This is a genomic window from Candidatus Binatia bacterium (assembly GCA_036382395.1).
GTDB lineage: Bacteria > Desulfobacterota > Binatia > HRBIN30 > HRBIN30 > JAGDMS01.
Genome location: DASVHW010000309.1, coordinates 1 through 3,161 on the forward strand (window position 1 = coordinate 1; position 3,161 = coordinate 3,161).

General features: G+C 64.2%; 3 protein-coding genes. All 3 read right to left on the reverse strand.

Annotated elements, in window-relative coordinates:
- A partial coding sequence (locus tag VF515_14435) for an IS5 family transposase (protein HEX7408829.1) occupies positions 1-1,328 on the reverse strand: 1,328 nt, incomplete at its 3' end.
- A gap of 414 nt (positions 1,329-1,742) precedes the next feature.
- Positions 1,743-2,975: an IS91 family transposase gene (locus tag VF515_14440; GenBank protein ID HEX7408830.1), complete on the reverse strand. Its 1,233-nt coding sequence runs from the start codon at positions 2,973-2,975 to the stop codon at positions 1,743-1,745.
- A gap of 21 nt (positions 2,976-2,996) precedes the next feature.
- On the reverse strand, positions 2,997-3,161 hold a 165-nt coding region (locus VF515_14445; protein ID HEX7408831.1), incomplete at its 5' end, for a tyrosine-type recombinase/integrase.

Below are 3,161 nucleotides of genomic sequence, written 5' to 3' on the forward strand. Positions count from 1 at the left end.
TCGGGATCGGTTGCAAGCGCGCTGCGTAGCGCGGCCAGGATCAAGCGCAAAAGAATCCTCAGCCAGGCGAGGATGCGTCGGAAGTTGTAGCCGACGGCGGTGAGGATGGCGTTGGCGGCATCGCCGGCGGTTCCCTTGAGATAGCAGCGGCCGAGATGGCCTTCGGCCTTCATGTGGCCGATCACGGGCTCGATGGCGGAGCGGCGTCGCAACTCGCGTTTGATGGCGCCGAACACGCCGCGCTTCTGGCCGGAGATGAAGACGCGGTGTGGTTTTTGCGCATCGTGGCCGCGGTATCCCTTGTCGACATAGGCGCGCTCGATCTCGCGCCCGGTGAGCCTCTCGGTGTCCTCGATAACCGCGCGCAGCGTGTGGCCATCATACGGATTGCCGGGCAGCGCCGTGGCGTGCAGCACGAACTGACCGCCCGGGGCACGGGCGTTGGTGGTGACGATGGAGACCTTGACGCCGAACTCATAGGGCGCGCTGGCTTTGCCTTTGCCGATGCATTCGACCTCGGGAGCATGGAAGGAATACAGCTTCCAGCCGCGCTGGCGCTGCTGCTGTGAGCGGATCTGGGAGGCGCGCGCGAGCGGCCAAGTAAACGCCTCTTCGCGTTCTGCGTGGCCGGCGATCTTGCGCCGGACGTCGCGGATGATGCGGCCAAGCCGCGTGCGCAGGATGCGCAACTGCCGGCGATGGCGGTTGAACTGCTTGGCGTGGGCATAGCGCCCCGCCATCATCGCCGCATGCTTGGCGATGCGCAGGTAGGATTGCCGCAGCCGCACGCCATGCTTCCTGGCCAGGCGGTTGAGGCCCTTGATCGCCGCGTGCAGCAGCTTGGCATCGGTCGGGAAGCTGATGTTCTTGGGCTGCACCGTGGTGTCCACCGTGACCCGCGCCAGGTCCTTCGTGCGCAGCGCGCCGCTGGCATGCGCCACCCGCAGGCTCTCGGCCAGCAGCAGCTCAAGCTTATCGCCCAGCCGCTTGCGCCAGTGGCTGAGGTCCGAGCGCTCGTGCAGGAAGCTGTGCTGGAAGAACTCTTCCCCGGTGAAGTGCTGGAAATACGGGTCATGGACCCAGCGCTCGCACACGCCTTCATCGGACAGCCCGTAAATGTGCTTGAGCAAAAGGAGCCCGATCACAAACCGGGTCTCAACCCCGGGCCGGCCCTGGTCGCTGTAGAGCGGAGCGATCTCGCCGTCGATCCACGCCCAGTCGATCTTGCCCGCGAGCGCCACCAGCTCGTGCTTCATGTTGATGATCTGCTCGAGCCTGGCCCGGAACAGATCGCCTGATCCCGTCGTCGCGTGTTGCTTCGGCCGCATCGTTCCCTCCGATGCAGCCACAGAATCATGCTTCGCGGCCGAAGGGAATCTGGAGGGTTCTGTGAGGTCGCGTGGCACAGCGTGGCCCGAATTGCAGGCTCGATCACGACCTCATAGAAGCCGGATTGAACGAAGGCGCGGGAGGCTTTGCGCAGTTGCGCGGCTATGGGGATTGTTCGAGGTCGTGACGCTCGATCGGCTGGCCGCGGGCCGAAAGCGAAGAAGGGATGCGTGCGCGTCGGCTATTATTGAGGACATGGCGCGCTTCGTTTGCAGTCGCGATGATTGATCTGCCCCACCGAACGGTTGGTATCCGACACGATGACAATGCACGTTCGACACCGTCTGCGATGATCGAGACGGTTGGATTGAAGTGACGCATGATGATCGTGGTGCATATCGGCATGGATGGGCTCACGAGGTGTCGCACCAGAACGATGACGTGCGAGTGCCAGTACGATCGAAGCTGTGAGTGAACCGGATAATGACGCGCATCACACCACCGCAGTGGGGACAGGCAGGAACGTCGGCACTGCTCTGATGGGTCGAGTTCGAGGATGCCGGCTCGACATTCTTTGGCGCAGGCTGCTCACCGTGATCGGCGAGAAGAGAGCGGCAGAGGGCGAACTTGGCTGCACGGTGGCCGTTGGCCATGAAGCCGAAGTGGCGAATGCGATGGAAGCTGTCAGGCAAGGCGTGAAGGAGGAAGCGGCGAATGAACTCGGAGGCCTTGAGCTTCATGACCTTGGTGATGCCGCCCTGACGGTAATCCTTCCATCTAAAGGCGACATGGTCGTTGTCGAGGGCGACGAGGCGGCTGTTGGCAATAGCGACGCGGTGAGTGTAACGCCCGAGATAGGCGAGAACCTGGGCAGGTCCGCCGAACGGCTTTTTGGCATAGACGACCCAGTCGACGTGCCGCATGGCGGTGAGATGGGTGGCGAAGGCCGTGGGCTCGGCGAGATGCGCCAGATCGCCGAAGAAGCCTAGGGCGCCGGCGTTGAAGGCAGCCTTCAGACGTTCGAGAAACAGGCGTCTGAAGAGCCGGGAGAGCGGCTTGACGGGCAGGAAGAAGGTCGCCCGGCCTGCCACCCACCGCGCGCCGTCGGAGGAGAGGCCGCCGCCTGGAACGACGCAATGGACATGGGGATGATGCGTCAATGCCTGACCCCAGGTGTGCAGGACGGCGACGACGCCGATCTCGGCACCGAGCCTGCGCGGGTTCGAGGCGAGCGTCATCATCGCCTCGGCGGCCGCCTTGAACAGGATGGCGTAGACAGCGGCCTTGTTCTGGAAGGCGATCATTGCGATCGGCGCCGGCAGCGTGAAGACGACGTGGAAGTAGGGAACCGGAAGAAGTTCGGCCTCGCGCGCGGCGAGCCAAGCTGCGCGGGCCGGTCCTTGGCACTTCGGACAGTGCCGGTTGCGGCAGGAGTTGTAGGCGATCCGCATCATGCCACAGTCGTCGCAGGCCTCGACGTGACCGCCGAGCGCCCCCGTACGGCATGCGGTGATTGCGCTCATCACGCGCCGTTCGACACGGCCGAGATGGCCGGCGTGCGCATGGCGATAAGCATCGCCATGGCGGCGCAGGACATCGGCGATCTCGATGACGGGTCCGTTCGAACGAAAGTCGGCGCGGGCCACGGCCCGCGTCTCAACGTTCCTTCACCCGGGCGGCATTACCTCAAGCGACAGACGATCGAGCGGGCTCTGCGTCGCCCGGATCGTATGGGTGGCAACTTGGGTGTAGCGCGCCGTCGACGACAGATTGTTATGCCCGAGCAGGACCTGGATGATCCGGATATCGGTTCCGTTCTCCAGAAGGTGCGT